The 21,665-nt window shown below is 46.2% G+C and carries 11 protein-coding genes and 1 pseudogene; 6 read left to right on the top strand and 6 right to left on the bottom strand.

Going from position 1 to position 21,665, the window contains the following annotated elements; translation table 11 throughout:
• Window positions 1-65 precede the first annotated feature (65 nt).
• The 4 genes from B147_RS30620 to B147_RS30615 all read left to right on the top strand — a co-directional run bounded on the left by B147_RS30620 (window position 66) and on the right by B147_RS30615 (window position 10,207).
• A complete protein-coding gene (locus tag B147_RS30620; RefSeq protein WP_020589214.1) occupies window positions 66-3,995 on the top strand; it encodes a PAS domain S-box protein in 3,930 nt (1,309 codons plus the stop codon).
• Between the two features lie 4 nt (window positions 3,996-3,999).
• Window positions 4,000-4,233 carry a response regulator gene (locus B147_RS29140; protein WP_020589213.1) on the top strand — a complete coding sequence of 78 codons (234 nt, stop codon included), beginning with the start codon at window positions 4,000-4,002 and terminating at the stop codon, window positions 4,231-4,233.
• Between the two features lie 113 nt (window positions 4,234-4,346).
• Window positions 4,347-5,375 (top strand): HD-GYP domain-containing protein, encoded by a 1,029-nt coding sequence (locus tag B147_RS0121195; RefSeq protein WP_020589212.1) that lies wholly within the window; start codon window positions 4,347-4,349, stop codon window positions 5,373-5,375.
• Between the two features lie 14 nt (window positions 5,376-5,389).
• The gene (locus tag B147_RS30615; RefSeq protein ID WP_020589211.1) at window positions 5,390-10,207 is read left to right on the top strand and encodes a PAS domain S-box protein; all 4,818 of its coding nucleotides are present in this window, start codon (window positions 5,390-5,392) and stop codon (window positions 10,205-10,207) included.
• A gap of 29 nt (window positions 10,208-10,236) precedes the next feature.
• Here B147_RS30615 and B147_RS0121185 read toward each other — a convergent pair whose 3' ends face one another.
• The 5 genes from B147_RS0121185 to B147_RS0121165 form a co-directional block, all read right to left on the bottom strand.
• On the bottom strand, window positions 10,237-11,292 hold the full coding sequence (locus tag B147_RS0121185; RefSeq protein ID WP_020589210.1) for a response regulator: 1,056 nt from the start codon (window positions 11,290-11,292) through the stop codon (window positions 10,237-10,239).
• Window positions 11,273-13,939: an ATP-binding protein gene (locus tag B147_RS30610; RefSeq protein WP_020589209.1), complete on the bottom strand. Its 2,667-nt coding sequence runs from the start codon at window positions 13,937-13,939 to the stop codon at window positions 11,273-11,275. The genes B147_RS0121185 and B147_RS30610 overlap by 20 nt, the downstream gene beginning before the upstream one ends.
• Window positions 13,940-13,958: 19 nt before the next feature.
• Complete coding sequence (locus tag B147_RS29125; RefSeq protein WP_020589208.1) at window positions 13,959-14,984, bottom strand: hypothetical protein; 1,026 nt, start codon at window positions 14,982-14,984, stop codon at window positions 13,959-13,961.
• Window positions 14,985-15,056: 72 nt separating this feature from the next.
• Window positions 15,057-17,918, bottom strand: coding sequence for an EAL domain-containing protein (locus B147_RS0121170; protein WP_020589207.1), 2,862 nt, complete (start codon window positions 17,916-17,918; stop codon window positions 15,057-15,059).
• A 468-nt stretch (window positions 17,919-18,386) separates the two neighbouring features.
• Window positions 18,387-19,226: a mechanosensitive ion channel family protein gene (locus B147_RS0121165; protein WP_020589206.1), complete on the bottom strand. Its 840-nt coding sequence runs from the start codon at window positions 19,224-19,226 to the stop codon at window positions 18,387-18,389.
• Between the two features lie 345 nt (window positions 19,227-19,571).
• Here B147_RS0121165 and B147_RS0121160 point away from each other — a divergent pair, with 345 nt between their 5' ends.
• Entirely contained in the window at window positions 19,572-20,258 is a 687-nt protein-coding gene (locus B147_RS0121160; RefSeq protein ID WP_245569076.1) for a substrate-binding periplasmic protein, read from the top strand.
• Between the two features lie 77 nt (window positions 20,259-20,335).
• Here B147_RS0121160 and B147_RS29120 read toward each other — a convergent pair whose 3' ends face one another.
• The gene (locus B147_RS29120; RefSeq protein WP_020589204.1) at window positions 20,336-21,238 is read right to left on the bottom strand and encodes a diguanylate cyclase; all 903 of its coding nucleotides are present in this window, start codon (window positions 21,236-21,238) and stop codon (window positions 20,336-20,338) included.
• A gap of 292 nt (window positions 21,239-21,530) precedes the next feature.
• Here B147_RS29120 and B147_RS33585 point away from each other — a divergent pair.
• A pseudogene (locus B147_RS33585) lies at window positions 21,531-21,665 on the top strand (IS110 family RNA-guided transposase); the annotation flags it as partial.

The raw sequence follows: 21,665 nt of genomic DNA, 5'->3' as shown, positions 1-21,665 counted from the left end.
AAATCAAGACCTGATGTCTAACCCAAAAAGAAAAATTACACGCCGATGCCGTTAGGGGAGCAGTAATGAGAAAGAAAAAAGTACTTATTGCCTTTTTAGTCATACTCATACATTTTACATTCCCTTTGCAGACCATGGCAAAACCGTTGCAAAGCCTTACGGACAAAGAAATCAAGTGGCTTACAGCCCATCCCCGAATCAAAATCGGCGTCATGGACGCCTGGCCGCCCATGGATTTTATTGACAGCACCGGCACTCCGGCCGGTATTGGTGTCGACTATATCAAAGCAATGAACCGGTCTTTGGGGGGCCGGCTGATGGTGGTACCGGGCCCCTTTGCAGAAAACCTACATAAAGTCACCCACGGGGAATTAGATGCCATCATGGATATCACCCCCCGGCCGGACAGGAAAAAATTTTTAAATTTCACAAGCGCTTATCTCAACATTCCCCATGTCATCGTGGGCCCCGGAAAAGGGGCGTATTATAAGTCGGAAAAGGACTTGGCCACGAAAACCCTGGCCCTTGAAAAGGGGTTTTATAATATCACTTATTTCAGGAAAAAATATCCTGATGTCAAAATAAAGACTTACCCGGATACAGCCCAGGCCCTGGATGCGGTGGTCAGGGGGGAAGTGGATGCCTACGCCGGAAACCGGGCGGTTGCTGCCTATATTATGGAAAAAGAGGTGATGGGCACGCTCAAATTCCATGGCAGACTGAATAAACCCGGCTCCATACTTGCCATTGGCACACCTAAAGAACAGCCTGAGCTTGCGACCATTCTTGATAAGGCATTAAACGCCATACCGGATTCCCAAAAACAATCGATCATTAATCACTATGTCAACTTATCCGGAACACCAGAGTTTCCCAAGGCACAGCCCAAGACGATCACCTCTAAAACTTTAGGCATGCTAAGCACCATTTTTTTAGGCGTCATCCTTCTTATCCTTTTGATCATTTCCAGAGGGATGAGACAGGAACGCGTGGCGGCCCTGTTCGGCTCTCCCTGGTTTCGAATGCTGATTGTTTCAGGCTTATGCCTTTTTGTACTGACAATATCGGGATCAGGATGGCTGATGATGGAAAAAACCCGTAATTCCATAATCAGGGACATGGCCGCCCACCTGCGCCTGATGCTGGCTTTAACCCAGGACAGGATGGACATGTGGGCCTCGGATCAACGGGCGGCCATAAGCCACTTGTGCACCCATCCCCCCCTTACCGACATTACCCGCCAGTTACTTACAGACTACCATGCAAAAAAACAAATGGCCGCATCTACAGCCCAGGCAGAGGCCAGGGCCTTTTTTGCCAACAACAAAAAAGATTTTCTTTACGCCGATTTTTGCATCATCAGTCCGGACCATTTTATTATCAGTGCCGCAGACACTGCGAATATCGGAAAACAGCATTCAGCGTTCCTGCGGTATCCAGGTCGCATGAAAAGAGCCTTTATGGGAGAAACCCTTTTCATACCACCAACCATAACGTTCATTAACGGCAGTGGTGCCCCTAAAAAAATCGAAATGCTGTTAATCAGTCCGATAGTCACATCTGATAACAAAATTATTGCAGTTATCTCGCTCATGATTGACCCTCTGAAAAATTTGGCTCAATTGACACGGTCTCCTGGCCGATGGGCAACAGATGACATTTATGCCTTTGACCGGACCGGCAGAATGGTCTCTCCCAGCCGATTCGACGCCCAACTCAAAGAAATCGGACTTTTAAAACCAGACGAGTCAAGTGCCTTTACCCTTGACCTTAGAAACCCAGGCGGGGATCTGACCAAAGGGTTTCAACCGGAGACACTCCGGTCGGAACAGCACCTAACCCATTTGGCAACACAGGCCATTGAGCTCCGGCACCGGCTGGCGGATAAACAGATTATGCACGGCGCCTCTTCAATGAAAGAAAATATGCAGGGATACAGGGATTACAGGGGCGTTCCAGTGTTCGGGGCCTGGCTCTGGAACCCGGATCTTGACCTGGGCCTGGCAGTAGAGATAGATATAGAAGAGGCAATGGCCGGATTCCATAAAATCCGAATAGCCGTTTTTGTCATCCTCGGCGTTACCCTTGTGCTCTCTGTATTTTCTGTTCTATTGGTTTTAAGCTTGGGCGACCGCACCCGGAAGACCCTTGAAGCGGCCAAAGCAGAGCTTGAAGAAAAGGTGGCGGAACGCACCCTGGAACTTAAAGAAAACCAGGAACTGTTTTCAGCGCTGCTGGAATCGGCACCTGACGCCATGATGGTCTGTGATGAAAAAGAAAAGATCGTACTGGTCAACTCCCAAACCGAACTGTTGCTTGGATATGAAAGAACTGAACTTTTAGGTGCAACGGTGGATATACTGCTTCCGGAACAAGCACGCCGCTGTATGCAGGAGGTCAAGACCAAACTTTTCAATCAGACAAATCACCGGAAAACAATCAGATTCAGTATGGAGCAGACAATTCGCGCTAAAACCGGAGATCTGATTCCCGTAGAGATCAGCGTAAGCCCCATACAAAGCAGTTCCGGTATTTTGGTGGTGGCGTCCCTAAGGGACATCTCCGAACGGAAGGCAGCAGAGGAAACCCTGAAAGCATCTGAAAAGAACCTGCGGCGAATTCTGGATAACAGTCCGGTGGGTGTTGTCTCTTCAACCCAGGGGGTGATTCGTTTCTGCAACCCCAAATTTGTGGAAATGTTTGGTGTAGGAGAAGGCGAACGCGTTTCACATCTTTATGTGCCCCCCCACAAACGGGACGAATTCGTCAACAGGTTGAATAGAAGTGAACCTGTAGTCAATGAAGAGCTTCAGATGTACAGCGCAACAGGGGCAATCATGGATATCATGATCAGCTTTGTGCGGCTCAACTACAATGGAGGGCAAGGACTTCTGGCGTGGATAATGGATATCACAGAACGAAAAAAAGTTGAGCAGGAGATCATAAAAGCCAAAGAAAAGGCCGAAGAAGCCACCCGGGCCAAATCTGATTTTCTTGCCAACATGAGCCATGAAATCCGCACCCCCATGAATGCGATCCTCGGCATGAGTCACCTGACACTGCAAACACAGTTAAATCCAAAACAGCGCAACTATATTGAAAAAGTGCATCTTTCGGCCCAAAATCTTCTGGGAATCATCAATGATATTCTTGACTTTTCCAAAATTGAGGCCGGCAAACTGACGATTGAAAAGATCGATTTTAACCTCAACGGGGTTCTGGACAACCTGGACAACCTGGTATCAGCCAAAGCCCGGGAAAAGGGACTGGAACTGATATTCAACATGGAAACCGATCTGCCAATTTTTCTTAAGGGTGATCCCCTGCGACTGGGCCAGATCCTGCTGAATCTGGCCAACAATGCAATTAAATTCACCGAAAAAGGAGAGATTGAGATCTCCATCTTTGGGGGTGAAATCCTGCCCCATGAAGCAATGCTTAAATTTGAGGTACGGGATACAGGCATTGGCCTGAGTCAGGACCAGCAGACCAAATTGTTTCAAGCCTTTCACCAGGCAGACACCACCACTACAAGGCGTTACGGCGGTTCGGGCCTGGGCCTTTCGATCTGTAAAAAACTTAGTGAAATGATGGGCGGCACCATCGGGGTGACCAGTCAACCGGGCAAGGGCTCCACATTCTGGTTCACAGCCAGGTTTGGCAAAGCCGATCAAGAAAAAAAGACAGTTCAATTAAATCCCGAGGCGATGTTAAACACCCTTCCCCCCTTGACCCGGTCAGAGGAACAAAAAAGTCCATCCGTAACCACAGAAAAAGGCGAATCCCGACAATTATTGGAACTTCTTCAAACCCTTGTCCCTCACATTACAAAGCACAAACCTAAACCGGCAAAAGAGGTACTTGAAAAAATAAAGGGCTATACCTGGCCGAATCAATACAGGGCCGGACTTGAAGAATTAAACACCATGGTCGGTAAATACAAGTTCAAAGACGCAGGAGCGATTTTAACCGCCCTAATATCCGAACTGGAGTAATTCAATGACTGAATTTTTAAACAAACAAGAAAAGGATGTCATTCTGGTGGTGGATGATACCCAATTAAACATCGACCTCCTTATGGACATTCTGGGAGAATCATACGATGTCAGGGTCGCAACAGACGGAGAGTCTGCTTTGGAAATGACGGCTGAAGATCCACCGGATCTGATCCTTTTAGACATCATGATGCCGGGCAATGCCCTGATGAAAAAACTGGCTAATGTGATAGTTTAATAAGGGCCTATCCGGTTAACGAAATTAATCTATCATCAATTTTTAATTGTGCAATCGGCCTAGTTAAAATAAACTAAATAATATTTTTTCACAGCTTCATTGGGGAACAGACCATGGAAAAAGGCGCTGATAAACCTACGATTCTCATTGTGGATGATGTCCCGGACAACATTACCGTTCTGACCAACATCCTGGCTGACTACAACCTAAAAGCCGCAAACAACGGGGCCAAAGCCCTGCAAATCGCATCGCGTTTCAGACCGGACATTATTCTGCTGGACATCATGATGCCGGAAATGGACGGATATGCGGTCTGCACGCGGCTCAAGCGTGATCTTCATACCAAAAGTATACCTGTTATATTTGTCACTGCAATGGATGAGGTGACCGATGAGGCACGGGGGTTTGAACTGGGTGCTGTTGATTATATAACAAAACCCGTCAGTCCTCCGGTTGTCCGGGCAAGGGTGAAAACGCATCTGAACCTGTACGACCAAAACAAAGCGTTGGAATATCTGGTTCACGAACGGACAAAGGCCCTGAACCAAAGCAGGCTTGAAATTATTCGCCGATTAGGCCTTGCGGCAGAATACAAAGACAATGAAACGGGCATGCATGTTATTCGTATGAGTTATTACTGCAAGATCATGGCTGCGGCGATCGGTATGAGCAACGAAGAAGTTGAGCTGATATTAAATGCATCCCCCATGCACGATATCGGCAAAATCGGTATTCCGGACAATATCCTTGGCAAGCCGGGAAAACTGGATGCCCAAGAAAGAGCCATCATGGAGCAGCACACGGAAATCGGAGCCAGGATTATAGGAGAACATAATACGCCACTTTTGGATATGGCACGGACAGTGGCGTTGACCCACCACGAAAAATGGGACGGCACGGGCTATCCCCGGGGCATTAAGGGGGATAATATTCCCCTTGTGGGTCGTATCGTTGCTGTTGCGGACGTCTTTGACGCCCTTGTCAGCAAGCGTCCCTATAAAAAAGCGTGGCCCTTTGAAAAGGCTGTGGCAGTGATCAAAGAAGAGTCAGGAAAACATTTTGACCCCGAGCTGGTTGACGTGTTTGTGGCGAATCTGGAAGAAATCATTGAGCTTGCTAAGTTAAATGCAGATCCGGATTAAAAACGGGGAGGACCGTGAAGCTACGTAATTTTTCCATATTGTCTATTCTTGGTGTTATAGTCTTTTTCATTCTGTTTTACTTGATTGCCTCGGAATTCATCGTTAAAAAAGGATTTCAAAAGCATGAGGATGAACATGCAATATTGCTGGTGAATACTGCAAGACGCTTACTGGACCTTAAGCTCGTTAATCTGGACAAACTGTTGATAGACTGGGCCAACTGGGATGATTCGTATGATTTTGTGCAGACCCCAACCCCGGAATATGTCCAATCCAACCTTCCCATTGATACATTCCTTGACCAATCCCTGGTGTGCGTGGTGTTTCAAAACGAAAAAAGGGATGTCATTTACCTGCAAGCCGTTAATCACGACGGACAGTTTGACAAAGCGCTTGCCGATAAAATGTTCCGGCAAATCTCAATGAAGTGCCCGTCTCTGGCCAAAAGCCTGGACAAACAGCATGGCATGCTCACCTTTGAAACCGGTGAAGTGGTAATGATCGCAAAAAGGCCGGTATTAACCAGCAATGCATCCGGACCTCCCATGGGAACCATAATGTTCGTCCGGATTGTATCGCAGGCAATACTGAATGAGATATCTTCATTGCTGAGTTCAGACATTACCCTGGCCTCTTTGAATGAAAAAAAAGAGATATTCGTCAAGGCCATGCAATCCGAAGATCGGGTGTTTATTTCGCATAAAGACGAAACGCGTATAGAGGGATTTGGGGCCATCTTGGATATCAAGGGCACCCCTTCAATTCTGATGAAGGTCGTCACAAACCCGACTTTTTCTCAACACGTTCAGAATACAACAAATCTCTTTTTTTCAATTTTTACCGCTGCAATTTTACTGTTAAGTCTTTTCGGCTACTTTGTCCTCCACAAAAAAGTTCTGAAACGACTGGAATCGCTCATGCAGCAAATTTCCCAGCAGGAAGATTACCCCAAAGAAGCCCCCCCCATCTTTATCAAAGGAAACGATGAAATTCATGACTTAAGTGTTTGCATCAACGGCATGGTTGAGCGGATTAACCTATCCAAACAAGCTATTTTGGACAAATCCGAAGAAGTAAGCAGAAACGAAAGGTTCCTCAACCAGTTGTTTAATTCCATAGAGGCGGGAGCTATATTGATTGACCCGGAGACCAAAATTATTGTTGATATCAATAATTTTGCCCAAAAGCTGACAGGGTATTCAAAAAATGAAGTCGTGGGCCATATGTGCCACAAACTGACATGTCCGTCCGAGGTGAACAACTGCCCTCTCCTGGATTTGAAGCAATCCAAAGACATGTCGAAACGAAAGATTTTGCTTAAAGACGGTTCAATCATTCCAGTCATGAAGTCGGCTGTTTTTATCAATAAAGGCACCCGAATGCTTCTGCTGGAGACCTTTGTAGACATATCCGAGACTGAGCATGCCCGGCAGGAACTTGAAAAATCAAAAAAAGAGCTGGAGGGTAAAGTTGAAGAGCGCACAGCCTACCTGCGCGGAATCATTGACACGGCGTTTAACGGCATCATCGTTATTGATGGCCGGGGCTTCATCAATGAGTTCAGCCCGGTGGCCCAGAAAATATTCGGCTACAGCAGAGAAGAAATTTTAGGTAAAAGCATTAACATACTGATGCCCGAACCCTACAACAGCGAGCATGACACGTATCTTCGCAACTACCTTGAAACCGGTATTGCCAAAATTATCGGCAAGCAGACCGTGGTACCCGCACTGAGAAAGGATGGATCGCAATTTTCAATGGAAGTTGCCCTTAATACGGACATTGTCAATGGCGAACCGATATTTGTCGCTGTAATGAGTGATGTAACCGAACGTATCAAAGTGGAGGAAGCGGTCGCCAAAGAGCAGAAACGCCTTAAAGACATACTGGCCACAAGCCCTGTTGGTGTGGTTATTACCGTTGATGGCGTTGTTAAATTCAGTAACCCAAGCATGGTTCAAATGGGTTTCGAATTTGGTAAAAACACATCAGATGCCTATGTTGACCCCCAAAGCAGAGAACGCTTGCTTGGGGTGCTTGACAAAGAGGGTACGGCATTAAATTTTGAAACACAGATTCGCAATAGGAATAGGCAGCCCATTGATGTCCTGATATTTGCACACCACTATGACTATGAAGGCAATCAGGCAATCCTGGGCTGGGTCATTGATATCACCCACCGCAAGGCCATGGAAAACGAGATCCGGGAAGGCCGGTCCAGGTTCCGGAGACTGGTGGAAGAACTGGGTGGAAGATTTGTCATCTTCAGCCACAAACCGGACGGAGAAATATTGTTTATCAGTGAAGGGGCAAACTCCGTGTTTGGTTTAGACAGAGAGCAAGCCCAGGGAAAACGATGGCAGGATGTCATTGACTGGCTTCCCGGAGAGAGAGAAAAATTGGTAGAAACCTTCAGGACTTTCCTGCAAAACGATTTTGCCTCCCACGAGGTCGAGGTCTCGTTCATACATGCGGATGGCAGCAAGCGAATTATTCTCATTTCCGAACATGCCGTTTTAGATACTGACGGCCAGCTGGTCTCCATTGACGGTATCATGGAAGATATCACCGCCCGTAAAGAAACTGAGAGGGTGCTGGCACAGGCCAAAGAAGCGGCAGAAGAGGCCACCCGGGCAAAGTCAGATTTTCTGGCCAATATGTCCCATGAAATCCGTACCCCCATGAATGCGATTATCGGCTTATCATACCTGGCCCTGCAAGGAGATCTTAATGAGAAACAACGCAGCTACATCGACAAGGTGCACCACTCGGCAGACTACCTTTTAGGCATTCTCAATGATATTCTGGATTTTTCCAAAATTGAGGCCGGCAAGCTTCATATGGAGCATACCAACTTTTTCCTCGAGGATATTTTTGACCACATTGCCGACGTGGTGGGTTTAAAAGCCCACGAAGCAGGACTTCAGTTGATGTTTGATCTGCCCTGCACCCTGCCCACGGCGCTTGTGGGAGACCCGCTTCGGTTGGGACAGGTTCTGGTCAACCTTGGGAACAATGCAGTAAAATTCACACCAAAGGGGGAAGTTGTAATCTCCGTCCGGGTCTTAAAAGAAAACGAAACAGAAGCAACATTCCAGTTTGTCATACGCGATACAGGCATCGGCATGACAGAAAGACAACAGGAAAAACTATTCCGGCATTTCAGTCAGGCAGATACGTCCATTACCCGGAAATACGGCGGTGCCGGGCTAGGCCTGGTCATCTCAAAAAGATTGACGGAAATGATGGGCGGCAGAATATGGGTGGAAAGCACACCTGATGCGGGCAGCACTTTTTTCTTTACAGCCCGTTTTGAAAAACAGCCTCAAACCAATCAATCGGCCTGTTTCAGGGAAAAGGCCGCCCCACTGCATATCCTGGTAGCAGATGACAACGCCACGGCACGGTCTATCTTTTTTGAGATGCTGACAGGCTTTGGGTTCACGGCAGATCTGGCGGACTCACCCGAAGCAGCTCACCATTTTTTAGAACAGCAAAATAACAACAGGGCCTATGATCTGGCCATTCTGGCCTACTCATTTACCAATACGACCGGCATTGAAATCGCACGTACCATGCAGGCCAAGACAACCCATATACATGCCCCCATGGTCATTCTTGTATCGGCCTACAGCAACATGAATATCATGCATGAGGCCAAGGATGTTGAGATTATAAAAGACGTTTTAAGCAAACCCATCATGCCCTCAACCATGTTTGACACCATCATACGGCTAAAACAGGGTAAAATTCGCAGGAAAAGCAGATCAATGCGCCGCCAGGACAAAATAATCCGGACTACAGCCAGACTGAAAACCGCAAGGGTATTGATTGTGGAAGACAATGATATCAATCAGGATGTTGCGGCAGATTTGCTGACCAATCATGGCATTGATTACAAAATTGCCGAAAACGGACAAATCGCTTTGGAAATGCTTGAAAAAAATCATTTTGACGGGATACTCATGGATTGCCAGATGCCGGTGATGGACGGCTACACAGCCACCAGGAAAATCCGGGAGGATAAACGCTTCAAAGACATTCCCATCATTGCCATGACCGCCAACGTCATGGCCGGAGACAGGGAAAAAACAATAGCTGCCGGAATGAATGATCACATCGGCAAGCCAATTCGGGTTCAGGAACTTTTCAAGGCCATGGATAAATGGATCAAACCGGGGATTTCAATGCAGTCGGCATCTTCGCAGGCAACTGAAAACAAATTGGGCAATATCCCGGGAATAGACATCACGGCAGGCATGGAGACAGTTCAAGGCAATCATGAACTCTATCTGAACCTGTTACGCAAATTTTATAATCGTTATTATGACTTTGAAAAACAATTTAATGCCGCCAGGCAGGAAAAAGATGAAAAAGCGCCCATGAGATGCGCGCACACGCTAAAAGGTGTGGCAGCCAATATCGGCGCTCATGATATTAGGGAAAAGGCAAGTATCCTTGAATCGGCCTGCAGAAATCATCAGCCGGAGCAAGAAATCAACCAATTACTTCAAGACATCGTACAAGCGCTTTCCGGGGTAATGGATGGATTGGCTGCTTTTGTAGCCCCCTTACCCGCTTTAACTGCCGAGGCCATGCCACCCGTTGATTCCCCCATCCCGGAAAAGACTGTTAATATCATTAGGGAGCTGCGCTTGATGATTGATGAATCGGACATCGGGGCATTACGAATTGTTGCTGATTTGCAGGAAATGCCCGGGATAGAACGGCATGCAAAAATAATGAATGCCGTTACCAGGGCATTGGAGGATTACGATTTTGATCTTGCAAAAGAACATTTAGATAAACTTGATGAACCCGGTGGCCCATAACAATACAATGCACCTAAAATCCATTGGCGTCACTCATCATCCCTGTACTTTTTACGAATTTTAAGTATTTCGCTTTTAATGGAAAAAAATGCATCCACGATGTCCGGATCGAACTGACGTCCCCGGTTTTCTTCAATGATCCGGAAAGAAACCTCCAGGGGAAAAGGGTCTTTATAAGGACGTTTCGTGGTCAGTGCGTCAAAAACATCCGCCACAGCGATGATTCTTCCCTCCAGTGGTATTTCCTTTTCTTTGAGCCCCCTTGGGTATCCATTTCCATTCCACCATTCATGATGGGTCAGGGCGATGGTCTCGCCTAGCCTGATAAATTCCGTTTTCGAATTTTCCAGAATTTTGGCCCCGATCAAAGTGTGTTGCTTCATGATATTAAACTCATCAGCCGTCAGCTCTCCGGGTTTCAGAAGGATGCTGTCCGGAATACCGATTTTTCCCACATCATGCATGGGGGCGGCATAGAGGATGGATTCCACAATTTTTTCGGACAGCCCCATTTTAACTGCAATGGCTGCGGAGTAGTTACTCATGCGATAGATATGGGACCCCGTGTCTTCATCTCTGTATTCAGCAGCCTTTGAAAGAATGTGAATTGTCTCAAGAGAGCTCTCCTTGATTCGTAAAAAGGCATTTTTCAGTTGCTGTGTCCTTTGGGCCACTTTCTCTTCCAATATTCGATTCTGATCGTAAAGGGTCATGTGGGTTTTTATCCGCTGCCGGACAACGGGCGGACTGACCGGCTTGATGATGTAATCCACACAACCAAGGGCAAACCCTTTTTCCTCCTCATTGACGCTGGAAAGTGCGGTAACAAAAATGACGGGGATTTGCCGTGTGGCCGGATCTTCCTTCAGGCGGCGACATACTTCATAGCCATCTATGCCGGGCATCTGGATATCTAAAAGAATAAGGTCTGGAGACTCTCCCTGCGCCACAATACGCAGCGCCTTTTCACCGCTGGTGGCGATCTTAAGCCGGTAGCTTTTCTGTAAAATACCCACCAGCACATCTATATTTTCAGGGTTGTCTTCAACAATCAAAATTGTCCGCTTACTGATCTGATCTTCCATGCGAGTACCTTTCCATCACAGACAAAACCTCATGATGAGCCGAAAGCGCAGCTTCAAAATCGTATTGATTCAACTGTTTTTCCACCTTTTCCAATGCCCCCATAACCGAAGTGCCCTTCAAAGCGATTTTAATTTCATCCAATTTCCCCATCGCCTCAAGATCACTCTCCTTCAGGTATGCCTCGAAGGATTTCAACAGGGGTAACACGGTGTCGACATCAATGGGAGAATTTATTTCCTCTGTCTTATCAAAAGGGGAATCTTCGAATCGGCCGCCGATAGCGGACAAAACATCTGACATCCCGGATGACACCCTCTTCAGATGATTTTCGAGTTGTTCATCACCATCTTTCAGGGCCGCCTCCAGGGCAACGATGGATGTACTAAGTTCCAAAGCCCCTATCATTCCGGCAGATCCTTTCAGTTTGTGCACGATATGACCGGCAGTCTCCCTGTCTCCTTCGGTCAACGCCGCATTGATTGTCTCCATATCGTTCTGATGATTTTCGTAGAATTTCAGCAGCACCTTTTCGAGAAGCGTCTGATCTCCGCCCAACCTGGCCAGTGCATCCTGCAGGTCTAATCCCCTGTCAACATCCGGTGCTTTATTTTTCACGGCGGCAGGTTCCACGTCAAATGACAAGGAAAAGGAGAACTCGCTCCCTGTCCCGGGGGTGCTTTGCACTGCCAATTGACCCTGCATCAGTTCGACAAGCCTTTTGCTGACGGCCAACCCCAAACCCGTTCCCCCGTATTTTCGGGTATTAGAGGTGTCCGACTGGGTAAATGCGTCAAACACAGTATTTAACTGGTCAGCGGTTATGCCGATACCAGTATCCCTTACCGAAAAACGGAGCCTCACGCTTTGGGGGAGCTCTTTTTCCAGTAAGGCCTTGATGACGACCTTTCCGCTGTCCGTGAACTTTACGGCATTTTCAGCAAGATTGAGCAGCACCTGTTTCAGCTTGGGTCCATCCCCGAAAAGGAATTCCGGAATCTTGGAATCAATGTCAAACAGAACGTTCAGTTTTTTTTGCCCCAAAGATTGAGATAGAATATGGTCTTTCACATCGGACATAATCTTGCTGAATTGAAACGCCGCCCTTTTTACCTCCATTTTGCCGATATCGATTTTGGAATAATCCAATACTGAATTAAGGATACTCATCAACGCCCCGGCGGCATCGCTGATCTTTTTCAAAAAGCTTCGTTGCTTTGAAGTTAATTCAGTATCCAAAACCAGGTGCGACATGCCGATAATGTGGTTCATGGGGGTCCTGAATTCATGGCTCATATTGGCCAGAAACTCGCTTTTCGCACGACTGGCCGCAGCAGCCTTTTCGGCAAGCGCTTGGGCCAGCGCCGTCTGCTTTTTCAAATCCGTAATATCAACAAATGTCTCCAAAAGACTTTCCCGGCCCTCATATTCCAGCGGAATAACGGTTTTCAGGATATCACGCTGCTCACCGCCGGCCGTCAGAAGAACTCTCTCGGATTTGTCAATTTCCTCCCCCTTGTCCGTGACGGGACACGCTCCCTTTTCATTGGGACAGACCAGGTAGTGACAGGATTCTCCAATCAGATCCTCTACCGCCCTTCCAGCCATGTTGGCGGCAAGCTCATTGGCGAATTCGATGGTATGCTGTTCTCTGTCTATGATGAGTACGCCCGCCTGTATGTTCTGAAGTATTTTAGTTATCGTTGCTTCGCTTTTTTTCAATTCCAACTCGGCGGCAACCCGTTGCCATATAATGAACAGAAATACGGCAATCACCAAAATGATAATCAGCAGAAAGCTCCCGATAACGGCCGCCATTTTCGTCTTCACACCAGCAAGCCATTCATCTTCACTGACAGAAAAAACAACCCCCACCTGTTCCCCGAAAATGCGGATGGGGTAGTAGGCGGAGAACACCTGTTTTTTCTCCCCGTTTAAGGAAATCGTATGTATCTGTTCGCCAAGATAGTTGTCGGCAATATCGTCAACAATACTTTTTATCCCATCCACCTGCCGTTCCGATTCTGGGACAACCCGCTGATCCGCCAGAAAAATGATAACTCTTCCGTCCGCGTCAACGCACCACGGCCAGAACTCCCGGCTGATATGGCTTTTTCTCAATTCATTATAAATAATCCGGGGAAAATCCATCCGAATTTCGATGGCGCCGACCTTTTTTCCATCCTTTCGGATATCGCTCAGATAATGAAGCGTATCCTTTTCAAGGCGGCAAACGTTTCCATCGACGACCACCCGGGACGAATCGTTTTTTCGGATTTCGGAAATAAAAAAATAATTGCCTTCGCTGTTGTACAGTTCACGGCAAGTCGATCTGTTGAACACCTGAATGGAGGATAGAATGTTCTGGTATTTCGAATAGAAACGCCGCACCTGATTGGTAAGATCATAATCCAGCGTCTCACGGCTCAGCAGTTCATGGAATGGAATGGTAGTAAGGGCATATTGAAAATCCTTTTCAAATTCGTCGGCAAATTCCTGAAGATTCCAGCTGCCGATATTTACCTGGTGTGACAGCAGTTCGAAGATATGTCTTTTTTGCACATCAACAATAACATGCACATTGTAACCGGCGACAATAGCCGAAATAAGCACAAACACAAGGGGAATGATCAAGTATTCTTTTTTCAAAGCTGTTTCCAAGGTTAATTCAGTAAACGATCTGCAGTAACTTCCAATCCAGTTCGGGTATGTTCACCGATGTAACACGAAGTGTTTTGCCGTCTTTTTGAAACGTCACTTCAGCCTGGTTTTCTTGAAAAATGCGTTGTGCCATCCCCCGGACCTCCCGGGATCTGCTTTTCAAAAAATTGTAGTCATCTGTTCTGTAAGTATCCGAACGGATGGTTTCCAAGTATTTGTGATTTTCCAGGGGCGGCAGGGACAACAGCGTCGTCAGATGGTCCTGGATGGACACGACGGTGCCCGAAGCGTCCAGCAGAACCAAATCCGCATTCTCCTTGTCAAAATACCGGTCGGTGATGGTATTGATGGTGACATCCAACCCGGGAACGCCTTCGAGTTCCCCATCCACATAGACGGGTGCAATGGCGGAAACCATCCACCCCCTTCCCGCAGGATCCACATAAGGTTCCTTGACCCAGACAGCCTTCTTTTCCGGATTATGATTCCCGTCGGCAAGATAATAGAAATTATACTTGGGAATATCCATTTTGGGCTCATATTGAGTGATCACGTCAAAGTAGGGATATATACGGTTGTATGAATTCTTGTCGTTGTAGTAGGACTGAACGACTTCGGGATATTTCTCCACGATCTCCATCAACCGAATTTCCAGTGGTTCCGTGCCATAGACGATTTTTTTGATCTCCTCGTTGACGGGCACGGCCCCCGACACAAAAACAGCACTCTTTCCATCATCCGCCGGTTTGTAAAAAACGCCATTGTCATGGAGTTTGTATCCGGCGGGGTCAATCTTAGACGCATTTTGTGCCATAGTCTCCGGCATATACAAGGAGGCCGTAAATTCCGCCAGCTTCGAAACCTCTTCCCGAATCTTCGAGAAATCATCATTGATCCGGTTTGCGATCTCAATGAGTCTTCGGTCATCCACCGACGCGTTCTTATCGGCAGACTGTCCGCAGGAAAAGCATAAGACAAAAACCAGCAAGCAGGCCGGAAGGCGCTTAATAGGGGAATTGACAGATGGATTCATATTGTCTCCTTTTGATTGTATATACCGGTGCTGAAAACCATGTATGGTTACGATTCTCGGGTTACATGTTGATCAAACATATGACAACCCATGCGCCGGCAGCCAGGACTCAAGTTCGTGCAGGGGCATGGGCCGGGCAAAAACATACCCTTGGATATCCATATCTCCCAGCCGACTTAAAATTTTCAGCTGATTGTCGTCTTCCACGCCTTCGGCCACAATACCTATGTTCAATTTATTGGCCATCAGAACAATGGTTTCAACCAGGGCAAGGGCATTTTCATCATCAACAATATCGTCGATAAAAGATTTGTCGATTTTCAACGTGGTGATGGGCATTTGTTTAAGATAGGCCAGGGAAGAATAGCCCGTACCAAAGTCATCAATGGCCGTTGAAATACCCATTTGAGACAAATTTTTAAGCCGGATCATGGTGGTGTTTATATCCCGCATTAACAAAGATTCGGTGATCTCTATTTTCAGACGGTTTGCCGGGTATGAACTCTCTTTTATGATGTCAGCAGCCATTTTTTCAAATGAGGTTTCATCCATTTGACGTGCAGAAACATTAACGGACAGCATCAGGTCCAATTGACTTTTTTCTCTGATGCGGCAAGTCTGTTCAACCGCCTTTTTAAAAATCTGTTTGCCGATGGGAATGATCAGGCCCGATTCTTCGGCCAGGGGGATAAACCGGCCGGGGGTCACAACGGCCCCATCCGGTTTTATCCAGCGAACCAGGGCTTCAAGCCCCACCGGCTTCAATGTCCTGATATTGACCTGGGGTTGGAAATAGACCTGAAATTCATCATTTTCAATGGCTGTGTGCATGTTCATTTCCATCTCAATTCGCTGCTGGATCTTTTTGGCCATTTTCTGCTCAAACAGATGATATTTATTCCGGCCTTTTTCCTTGGAGTGATACATGGCAAGATCGGCATGGCGCACAAGGGTCTCCGCATCATCCCCGTCGCCAGGGAAAACGGCGATACCGATACTGCAGGTGACATGAAAGGATTTACCGTCAATATGAAAGGGGGCTGAAAACGAGCCCTGAATTCGTTGGACCATGCGGATGATCTCCATCATATTGTCCACGTCTGTGACCATGATGACAAATTCATCCCCGCCTATCCGGGCGACGGTGTCACTGGCCCGGGTGATGTTATCTAACCTTTCGGCTGCCTCCTTTAACAATTCGTCGCCCTGGGCATGCCCTGCCGTGTCATTGACGTTTTTAAAATTATCAAGATCAATGAAGATCAACTGAAGCATCTTTGCAGTGCGCCGGGCCCTGATTATGGCATGTTCAAGCCGATCTTTGAGCAGCGTTCGGTTGGGAAGACCTGTGAGCGGATCATGGTAGGCCATATATTCGATCTGCTTTTCTTTGGTTTTCATTTCGGAAATATCATGAAACACGGCCACGTAATTTTTCGCATCTCCGTTTTTATTCCGAATAGCACTGATGCTCAAAAATTCCGGGTATGCTTGCCCGGATTTTTTCCGATTCCAAATTTCCCCGGACCAATGGCCTTTTAAAATCAAGGACTGCCACATGGATTTATAAAAGTCATGATTGTGCCGATCCGATTTTAAAATCCTGGGATTTTGTCCAATAGCTTCCTGGGCGCTGTAGCCGGTGATATCGGTAAATGCCTGATTCACGGCCTGGATCTCTCCGTCACAATCGGTTATGGTGATCCCTTCATTGGCATTTTCAAATACTTTTTCAAATAGTTGAAGCCGGATCTCAGTCTCTTTACGGAGTGTATTTTCTGTGATTAAGTTTCTTTTATAGGTTTCCAGCCGGTTCACAAATTCATTGAAACTGGATTCAAGATCGCCGATTTCGTCTTTGCGCCGGCTCTCCAGGGGTTGTAACTGCCAGTCCTGGTTCATATTGACATTTAAACGGTCGATCAGGCTGGTCAGCGGCCGGGTAATGGTCGTGCTTACCACCAGAGAGACAAGTGCAATGACGGCGATGGACCCAGCCAGGATAACAAAAAATATCCGGCGCATTTTCGAAAGCGGGGCAAAGGCTTTTTCCGTATATGTTGACGAGGCAATGATCCAGTCAAAATCCGGTATATAATCAAACACCATCAATTTTTCTTTGGCAACCGGATCTTCAGGATTTTTCCAGAAGTAGCGCACCATCCCTTTTTTTTGTGCAATGATTTCCCGGATCATTTTTTTATTCCCGGTTGTTGCATAATCCATTATGTTTCCGGTCAGTTTAGGATGAATAATAATATTGCCCCGGCTGTCAATAACAAAAGCGTAGCCGGTTCCCAATATATCCATTGCCAGCACGCTATCCTTAAAATCTTCCACAGAGACAAGCTGGGAAAAGTCCGACTTATAAGAGGATGCTGAGATAATCCAATCCCAGGGCTCAAAATAGATCATGTGCAATGCCTTGGCACGTTTTTCAGTCTCCTCCGGATTTTTCCACCAGTATTCCAGGTATCCGTTTTTCTGCATCATCTGTTTCCGGATAAACCCGAACTCGGCATAATTCCGCCCCTTGACATCTTGATTCGGGTGAATTTTTACTTCTCCTGCGCTGTCAATCACGTATATATACCCGGCCTGGCCGATTTTTTGACTCAGCAGCAGAGTTGCTGCCTGTTGTTTTGCCTCTTTTTCGGATATCAGATGATCCTGGAAATCCTGGTAGATATGCCCAATGATTTCCAAATTTTTTTCAGCAATGGTGCGCAGACGAATTTTGATGGAAACTGTTCCGGCCGTTTCAATCAGACTTGTGATTGCCTGGTTGGAAAATGTCAATGCAGTTTTTATCTGATGTTCAAGATGATTTTTTACATGAATATAGAACATGGTGAAACCGCATGAAAATACAATAGTGGCCACCAGCGCATAGATAACAAACAGCTTGAACCGTATGGACAGACGTTTTGGCATATTGAATCTTTAAACTTAATAGGTATTGATTTATAGCCGGCTAATCCTGAAAATTGTATTGCAAAACGTCTGCGAAATCAAGGCGATGTTACCGAAGTGATCCCGAGAAAATTTAAAAAAAAGAGGAGATCTACATTGTATTAAGGCATAAAAAAATTCCCAAAGCAGTAGGCCCAAAAGGCCGGGAAACCACAAGTGAAATAAGTAGCAGAATAGCAGGCGTTCAGAAAACAATGACATGAAGATGGGGTTGTTATTACCCAGGTAGATGCCGTCCACCCGGAGGGGCATTGGTTTGAACCGCCTGCATGACTTCAGACGAATAGGCTTCAGCGGCCTCTACAAACTCAATGCCCATCCGATTGCACACGTCTAAATTTTTCTCATTGTTCCACCTGCCTTTCTTAAATTTTCTGCCTGAAGCGATGGAAGTATTTCATGCTTTTTTGTGGATTGAACCCATTGATGCTATTCTTTGGTTTCCTGGTACATATGAACATCCTGCTGGGGAAAGGGGATGCTGATACCATTGGCATCAAGGGCAAGTTTGATGTTTTCATGGAGGGCAAAATATACCGCCCAGTAATCCCCTGTTTTGACCCAGGGCCGAACCACAAAATTAACGCTGGAATCGGCGAGTTCAGATACGGCAATAAGTGGCGCAGGAGCGGGAAGGATTCGCTTTTCTTCTGCCAGAACCCCCTGAATGACCTCTTTGGCTTTTTTTATATCATCATCATAACCAATGCCGATGACAAGATCTACCCGGCGGGTGGGGTTGGCCGTCACATTGGTAATCACATTGGATGTAATACCGGCATTGGGCACGATTACTTTTTGATTATCCGGGGTATTCAACTCCGTGGTGAACAAGGAGATACTCACGACATTTCCGGTCACCCCGCCAATATCCACAAAGTCATTGACCCTGTAAGGCCTGAACAGCACCAGCATCACGCCTGAAGCAAAATTGGCCAAAGAGTCCTTCAATGCAAGGCCTATGGCCAGGCCTGCAGCACCCACAATGGTTAAAAAGGAGGTGGTATTGATACCCAGCTGGCCTGCGGCGGCAATGACAATCATCACCATAAAGGTATAGTAAATAATGCTGTCAAGGAACCGCACTAACGTGATATCCACCTTGTTTTTTTCCATCAATCTCGAAATCAAATTGGTAATTCGTCGGGCCAGCCATTTCCCGATCACCAGAATCAGCAGTGCGGCAATGATTTTCACAGAGTAGGAGGTTAACCAGTAGGTCACCGTCTCTATATATTTTTCAATATTAATTTGTTTCAACCACTCCATTTTGTCTCCTTCTAAATTTTTCTTTAATTGTATACAATCGTTTTCCGGTTTAGCCTGCTTACCTGATCATGGCATTATCTATACATAAGTAAAAAGGTTGTCAAATAGAACAGCAGGGTATAATCAATTTGATACCCCGTTCATCAGAATGGACAGCATTTTGTAATCCTACGCCAAATCAGATATAATGATATATCAATTAAACAACTACGGCTTCACTAAAGCCCTGCAGGATACGAAGGACAAAGGATGATTATGTTTAATTTATTTTGCAGACCCGGACGCATTGCTTTATTTATAGGCATTATTTTCTTCCTCGTACCAACCTGCGCCGGAAGTGCCCCCGTGATTAAGCTCGCCACGGATCCCTGGCCACCCTATTCTTTAGGACAGAAAGGGGGTGCTTTGGAAAGTGGGTATGCGTTTGATATCGGCACCGAGGTGAGTAAACGCATACATTGCAAATTAAAGGCGGATCTTCTGCCATGGAAGCGGGTGCTGGCCTGTATGAAGAACGGCACTTACGATATTACCTTTCCCATTCAAAGCAAGCCGGAAAGAGAGGCGTTCATGATTTTTACGAATGTAATTCTTGAAGACCGGGTTTTTCTATGGCACCTGAAAAACCGTAAGGACAAGCTGCCAGGGTGGGAAACCATTGATGATCTCAAACCTTACACCATTGGTATTGTTTCAGGCTATACCTACCGGGACAAGATGGACCAAGCCATTGAGAACGGCATAATAAAAACGGAAAAAGTCAACTCAGCTGATTGCAACTTTAAAAAACTTTTAAGGAAACGATTTGATGGATTTCTTGAAAGCGAATCCGTTGTAATGAGCTTTTTTCAAAAGTACCCGGAATACAGAAACCGGATCACCCATGCACCCCAGATTGTATCCAAGGATGTTTTCAGAATCGGAATCTCAAAAAATTCACCGTTTGTGGAGATGTTGCCGGAAATCAATCGGGTAATCCAGGAGATGAAAGAGGATGGGACCATTGAACGGATTATGACAATGACAAAATAAAAACAGGAACGGATTCAACCTTAAATGTTGCAAGCCCTTTGGCCGGATATGCAAGGCTTCGGGCGCACTATTTAGATTCAATCAAGATTCAGTTTGAATTTGACGCAATTTCTGCCACCCGTCTCCTTTGCCTCATAGAGACTGAGATCCGCCATTTCAATAAGATCCTTTTCAGTTAAATCTAAAGTTGGGGTGACAACACTGACCCCAAGGCTGATGGTGACATGGTCACAAATTTTTGAGGATTCATGGAGAATATTCAGCGCCTCCACCCGTGAACGGATGTTTTCCGCCATTTGCAGTGCGCCGTCAAGTCCGGTTTCCGGCAGAATCGCTGCAAACTCTTCTCCGCCGTACCGGGCCGCCATATCTCTGGGCCTTCGCATGCAGCCCCCAAGCGCCCGGGCGATGCGCTTCAAACAATCATCCCCTGCCCGGTGGCCATAGGTATCATTATAATACTTAAAATGATCCACATCACAAAGAATCAGGGCAAACTCTTTTTTTATTCGTTTATGGGCAGACCATTCCCTGTTCAAGTAGTCATCAAACCTTCTGCGATTGGCAAGCCCTGTGAGTCCATCCTGATTGGAAATCAGGATCAGTTTTTCGTTGGCCATCTCCAAGGCTTTCTGAATTTCCTCCTTCTTTTCAATCTCAAGGGTCAACGCTTTATTTTTTCTCCGGAGTTCCTCTGTTCGTTCTTCAACTCTCAATTTCAGCGTTTTGGAATATTCATCTATTTTCTCATTGGCCTGCTGCAACTCTTGAATTCTCATCTCCAAAGCCAATTCCCTACCCTCTATTTTTACAAGCATGAAACCGATACTCTCACTTAACTCGGCAATCAGAGGGTGTCTTTCTTCCTTGGTAAATTCAAACAGGGTGTCTACATCTGCTTTACCATACTTTCCAGAGGCAATCGCGCTGCACAACTCAATGAGCGTTTTGAGATTGGTCAGGTCGTCATTATCGTCCATAAATATTCCTGTTATTAATTCCAGCCGAGATATACCTTAAAGGTGCAAACAAGCGTAAGCATCTTTATCAAAAAGATGCCATAACAAAATAACGGCCATGGGCCGACCTGGTCTATCAACATCCAGGCTCAACCCACAACAAAACATGAAAGTAACTTAGCAACTTATTGGTACTTTCATATAACCCCCATGTCCTAGCGGACACAACGAAGCATGAAACACTTGCAAATTTTGAAAAATAGTCATAGCTATCAAATTTTTTTTTCGACCAAGAAAATATAAGGAGATAGCCATGACCAAGAGATCAAAAAATAACACATTAATCCAAATCGTTCACCCAATTTGTTGTGGTTTGGATGTCCATAAAGACAAAATTTCGGCCTGTTTAATTACGGTTGATGATAATGGGAAAGAACAGCATGAGATT

It is taken from the genome of Desulfobacter curvatus DSM 3379 (assembly GCF_000373985.1).
Classification (GTDB): Bacteria; Desulfobacterota; Desulfobacteria; order Desulfobacterales; family Desulfobacteraceae; genus Desulfobacter; species Desulfobacter curvatus.
This window is presented reverse-complemented; position numbering and strand designations above follow the sequence as displayed.